A 6,399-nucleotide genomic window follows, 5' to 3' on the forward strand; every position below is an offset into this window, starting at 1 on the left:
TCTTTTTCTGCTGGTGTTGTATCTTTTACTGTTACAGGTACGTCTTTTTCTTCACTTGATCCATCTGGGTAAGTTACTTTGATTTTTCCTGTGTAGTCGCCAGGTTTATTTGTATCGATTGTTCCTTCTGGAGTTACATCTTCTACTTTTGTTCCTTCTGGAAGTTTGTCTAGGTTTGTTACGTTGTCTGTTAGGTCAACTTTTCCACCTTTTTCGATTTCTTCCTTCTTAACTTCTGGTTCGTACTTGTCAGCATCTTTTTGTGCTGGTGCAACAGTTACCTTTGCAACTACATTGTCTGTAGAATCATCTGGATATGTTACAACTACTGGGATTTCTACATCTTTTCCTGCATCATCTTTTGTTGGTGTGTATTTGATTTCACCAGTATCTGGATTGATTGTTGCACCTTCTGGAGCACCTTTACCTAGAGCGAACTTTGTTCCTTCTGGTTTTGCTGCATCTTTACCATCTTTATCTGTAAAGTTTGGTGATGTGATTGTTGTTTGGGTACCAACTTTTCCATCTGCATCTGTGTATGCAGGTGTAAGATTATCTGTAATCTCAGTTTTTTTCCATACTGCATATACAGTTAAGGAGTTTTCAATTGGTGTATCTTTTGTGAAGTCTGCTTTTGTAGCATCTGGAGTTTTTGCCCAACCTACAAATGTATAACCTTCTCTTGTTGGATCTTTTGGCATTACGTTTTTGCCATTATAGTCAAGACCGTTTGCTGTGTAACCAGCTGTTCCTAAAGCTTGTTCATTTTCAGGAGCTACAACTACCTTATCTTCAGGTTTTCCTTCATAGTTTTGATCAAATGTAACTCTTGCCTTTACCTTCTCTATAACTGGGTCTGATGGGAATTGACCTTTTCTTGAGTTGTTTAGGTATATTGGCATATCTTTTTTAAGTTTTAGGTTTTCTTTGCCATCTTCAGATTTAAAAGTTCCTAAAACGTAATTGAAGACATTTTCATAATTCTTATCGCCTTCTTTTACTTCTCTGCCGTTTTCATCAAGGATTATTGTTCTAGCTTTATCAGTGTCATCTGACTTAACAGCACTAAAGTAGTACTTGGACCCATCTGGAGCCATGTAATATCCTGTTACATCGTTTTGGTCTCTACGTACAGTTCCTTTTATTTCTGTATCTGTATCAAAGATTTCTTCTACTTGTGGAACATAGCTATACTTGGTGACCATTACACCATCAACGCTCTTTGAGTGTTGGAAGTAGTATGGATTGTAGTCTCTTTCGAAGTTTTCGCCTTCTACATTTACAATATCTTTATCAGTTTCGGCCTTGCCTGTGTTGATATATAGTCTCCAGCTTTGGCTTTCATATTTGTGACCATTGTCATTTACAATCCAAAGTCTGATTTTCTCACCTGCAGAAAGGGTTCTACCAGCTTTCATGTTAATGTCATACTTCATATTTCTAGATGAACCTATACCACCACCATTTCTTTCTGTAATGGTTTCAAAATCACTTGCCCTATGTGGAGCTGCAGCATCATTCATTAGGTGGTAGGTGTCGCCTATTTGCATTACATATTTGTTGCCTTTATCTGGCATCTGATCTTTAAATTCAAGGGTGAGCTTGCTACCTTTATCTATGACAGTATTTTCTTTTACTTCTTGTTCAGATTTTAGGAAACCATCCTTGTTTTCATGGATAAATCCACTTTGGAATGCGTAAGCTTGTAGGTATTTGTTTTGAGGGAATAATTTTGAAATCATATCCTCATCAACATTGTATGATATAGTAGTGTTTACGAAGTTTATAGTAGCTGTCTTAAATAAAGTTGAATATATACCTGTTTTTATATTGCCTGATGTAGCACGAACTACCTTATTTCCAGTTTTATCTAGGTTGGACTGGAAGTCTGAGCCTACCACATAAATTGTAGCAACTCCATCTTTTACATTGATTTGATTTCTCTTGATACCTACTTTAGGAGTATCTGTATAAGCTTTTTTATCATCAATTCCATTAACATCAAGATAAGCTACGTTTCCTTGGTCATCTTCTTTTAGTAGGTCAAGTAGTCTTGCGTCAAAGGATTGAGTAAATCCAACATTACCTAAGTATGAGTCAATAGAGTCAGACTTCCTGTAGAAGTGTTTAGTTTTTATAACCTTTTTCTCACTATCATACTCACTTGAACCATAACTTAATCTGTTAGATTCTTTATTTGAGTTAGCTGGAATTACATCATTGTGAAGATTGGAGTTTAGAGGAATAACAGTAGATTTTGTAAACTGTGAATATTCAACCTCATTTAGATTTCTAGTTCCAACTGGTCCTGAGTAGTTAGCTAATATTTCTTTATATTTTGTATCGTAGCCTCTGTGTTGAACAAGATAGTCTTTCTTTCCTAAGTCAGATAACTTATAACCTTCTTTTAGGACAAGGTTCATAGGTAGTTCATACATGTTACCTGTGTAGGTACCAGTTACCTGTGATAACATAAACTCTGCTTGGTAATCAGCTGCGTTTACATTGTTAAATAAGAATTTTTGTTCACCTTTAGATGTTGAGTAAACATAAGATCTATCCCAGTCGATTTTTTCATATAGGTCTTTTTGGAATTTAAAAGCTAATGAAAGTTGGTCCATCCAAACAGATTCCGATGTTCTGGAATCTCCCTTCCATTCTAGTCTGATTACATCTCTACCTTGTTCGTCAGTGTAGGTTCCTAGATAATTAACCTCGTTGGTTCCCATACCTCCGCCACTAGTTCCGCCCATGTTCTTAGCCTTGTTATAGCCTTCTGGGGCTTTCCAGTAGTCATTATCTTCTGTGATTTTTTCATCCCAGTTGTTGGCAGATTGACCAGCTTTTTTCTTTTGGTCTTCAGTAATGGCCTTTTCTTCGCCAGCCATTTGATTGCTATCTTCAGGTTTATTAGTTTCATCCTTTTGAAGGCCAGTATTTCCTTCAGCCTTAGCTTCTTCAACTAATTTGTCAACTGCTTCTTTACTATCAGCTTCTTCTACATCTTTTTTGTAGTCTTCAAGTGATTTAGAAGGTTTTACATCTTCATCAAATCCATTGAAAGCTTCTTCGATCTTTTTGATAGCTTCAGCCTTGTAATCTGCTAGTTCTTTTTCCGCTTTTGCTTTATCGTCAGCATTTTCTTCAGCAGGTTTTTCAGCTGATTTTTCTTCAGTTTTAGCTGGAGCAGCCTGTGGTTCAGCTTTTGGTTCAGCTTTTTGACCTACTTCTGGTTTTGCTTCTTCTTTTTTCTCTACTTTTGTTGGAGCTTCTGTTTTTTTATTTTCTACAGGAGCTTCTGTTTTTTCTTCACCTGCTGGTTTAGCTTCGCCTTCAGGTTTTTCTTCTTTTGCAGGCTCTGCTTCAGTTGCAGCTGGTGCGTTAGCTACTTCAGAAGCTTCTACTGATTGTGGGCTTACTAGAAGTACAAATCCTAGCATGCATGATACTAGACCTATTGATAGCTTTCTGGTAGCGTATCTAGGTTTTCTATTAGCACCTTTTAGCTTTTTGAAATCAATAAGCTTTTGTAATTCTGCTTTTCTTTCTTTCATAATATCTCCTTATAAATTTTTGACTACTCGACCTCTACCCAATCTATTTATCGTGATAAAGCCGCGGGACGACAGGACCCGTATTTATCCACGAACAAATAAGACGGTAGAAAGTCTGTGGCAATCTAACTAATGTAATTGTGATTACATTGTGGATATTTATAATATACGTTTCTAAGCTTGTGATTCAACCCATATTCAATAACTTTTTAAATTTCCCAATATATCTAAAAGTCATACGCATCTAGTTTTCAAAACTAGGTGGTGACTTGTTTTTTAGATTAATTTACCTGCTTTTAGAATCAAGAATTTATGGTTAGTAAAATGGCATAGTTCTGGGGATTATGTAAGCTATGTATATTTTACAATTTCATGTATATTTACTTTAATTGACAATAAGATGAATTTCTCAAAAAATTGATCAACTTTTGCATTTTTGAATTTTATAAAAATTGAGAAAGAGGAAAACGAGTCTCAGACTGGGTTTGGGTGAAGTGGTGATATGGTAATTAATAGTTTTTGTAGAGAGTTGGTGGAGGATTTGTAAGAATATGAGAGGATAAAGAGGGGCTTTAATTATGGATAAGGTATAGGTTTTCTTATAGGGTCTTCGAATATAGTGACATGTCGTTCTAAGGTTTACTTTGGAATTTTAGTTTCCGTAATAGGTCTCTCGACTTACGCTCGAGACAAGAGGCAAGCCCCCGCGGCTCATGTCTATGCTTATCCCAAATTACGAAGTGATTTGATGGAAAGCTTGATGCCGTAGCTGAGCGGCCTCCATGGAATGGTCGAGCGAAGCGAGATTTGAAGGAAGTTTTTAAAACTACCTACCTTACCCTTGCTTCGACTCTCGTGGCAAGCCCGTACGAATACCGCTTCTTCGAAGCTCTCCGTGCTCCCGCACTATCATTCGGCGTAAATGAATTGCCCTAGCGGCCGAGAGCGACCAAATCAAGGCATATTTACGTGGCTCGGAGAGGACAAGTCTATTAGAAATAGTTTGATATTATTATTTATTATACACGGAGCACAGGTTTATTTTAACAAGCCTTCGAACATAGTAACATACCGTTCTAGAGTTTGTGCTGTGATTTGAGTTGTCGTAATAGTTCTCTCCACTTCGGTCGAGAAAAGGGATAATGAGAGAAGCTTATAAAGCTTCCCACTTCTTCCCTTGCTTCGACCAACGTGGAGAAGCCTAAAGGATTAGTTCGGTGTTATTATTTACTATGCACGAAGCTCAACTTTATTTTCAAAATAATATGATTAAACAATCTAAATCATCCCATCAAAAAAGCATCTACTTTTGCAGATGCTAAAAGTCTTATTCTTTAATATATTTAGTAGCCCTTACACTTCTATAGCTTTTATGGTTTCTTCGTTTGGCTGGTTAAGTTTGAGATCAAAAGGAATGCCACTTTCTCTAATACTTGCCCTTAAAAACATATTAATTGCAGTAGTCATATTTAAACCTAAACTGGAGTAGATTTTTTCTGCTGCTTCTTTTATTTCTTTATCTGTTCTTATATTCAAATTCGTTGTTGTCATTTTATCATCTCCTTTAGGATAATTATATGAGCTTATTTGTGCACTGTCAACACAATGTCAACACAATTTCCAGGAGTTATCAATTATTTTTTCAATGCATCCTCATTTTGCTTAAATTATTATGTATAAAAGCTAAAATGTAAAGCTCTCACCTATTGGAACTTTTTTATATTCCCACATAAAAAACCAGCTCATGGCTGGCCTAAATAACATTTCAAAAGCTAACTATTTACTTTTTCAGAAATTATAGCTACAAGGTCGATGACATTCTCATAGGTCAAATCTCCTATATACTTATTTTCACTTAGATATACTTCCCACAAGGATCTTAGGTATGAATCTTCTTTTATGTCCTCGATTATTTCCTCATAATCTTGCATTTCCTCCTGACTTCCTCTTTTGTAGGAAGTTCTTTCTATTGCTTCTTTTAAAATTTTATAATCTATCTCATCTTTTTTTAGTTTGTAAAGGGTGTATAGGTCATAAAAGTCTCTCATTCGTGTTGTTGTTATATTTCTTCTGATTATAGTTTCGTATTTTTCTGCGAGAATTGTTTCTAATGGATATGCCATTATTTTTATATCTTCTTTGCTAAAGATACAGGGATAGGTGTATTCTATTTCTCTTGGTGTTATTGCATCTCCTGTTGTTAGGTCAAGTTTCATTGGGTTTTTAGTTTTCCCAATATTTGCTATTAGTGAAATTCTAAAGTTTTCGTACTCGTCTTCTTCTCTAATATAAGAGATGTCTTTTATTTCAAATTTTATTCCATCGTCTACATTGATATTTATGATTTCTTCTACGATTTCTTTTATTTTTTCTTCTTTTAGGGGTATGCCTTTTATGGTTGTGTCCATGTCCATAGTTGTTCTATTTTCAATGCCGATTAAGGATGATATGAGGAATCCTCCCTTTATTACAAAATTGTTTTTGTATGGTGATTTTGATAGCCTTTCTAAAAATCTTTCGAAGAAATATATTTGCAAAACTTCTTGCGACTTCAGATTTTTCTTCTCTGCTAGACTTCTTATCTTGCCCTTTATACTCTCGATATTAATCACGATAATACCTCCATATATTTTCTAATTTCATCTTCTATTTTAAATAGTCTACTGTATTTTATGAGTCGTCTTAGGTTTTTATTTTGTGATTTAAAGTATCTTTTTAAGGCTTCTGTGAAAATCTGCTTATCTATCTTTTCTCTGTCGATCATGATGTCGCAAATTGTTCGATCTATATCATAAACTAGGATAAGGTTACCCTGTGGTGATTTTATTTCTGTCTTACCTAGCTC

2 protein-coding genes and 2 pseudogenes are annotated in these 6,399 nt (G+C 35.3%); all 4 read right to left on the reverse strand.

Annotation, left to right across the window (positions count from 1 at the left end; translation table 11 throughout):
- A partial coding sequence (locus ACCQ42_RS01890) for a Rib/alpha-like domain-containing protein (RefSeq protein WP_410035179.1) occupies positions 1-3,554 on the reverse strand: 3,554 nt, incomplete at its 3' end.
- A 1,359-nt stretch (positions 3,555-4,913) separates the two neighbouring features.
- A pseudogene (locus tag ACCQ42_RS01895) lies at positions 4,914-5,105 on the reverse strand (type II toxin-antitoxin system RelB/DinJ family antitoxin); the annotation flags it as partial.
- 221 nt (positions 5,106-5,326) lie between these two features.
- Positions 5,327-6,166, reverse strand: a complete 840-nt coding sequence (locus ACCQ42_RS01900) for a nucleotidyl transferase AbiEii/AbiGii toxin family protein (protein ID WP_410035180.1) — start codon at positions 6,164-6,166, stop codon at positions 5,327-5,329.
- A pseudogene (locus ACCQ42_RS01905) lies at positions 6,163-6,399 on the reverse strand (type IV toxin-antitoxin system AbiEi family antitoxin domain-containing protein); the annotation flags it as partial. The gene ACCQ42_RS01900 and the pseudogene ACCQ42_RS01905, both read right to left, overlap by 4 nt.

The organism is Anaerococcus kampingae, assembly GCF_046365475.1.
Lineage (GTDB): Bacteria > Bacillota > Clostridia > Tissierellales > Peptoniphilaceae > Anaerococcus > Anaerococcus kampingae.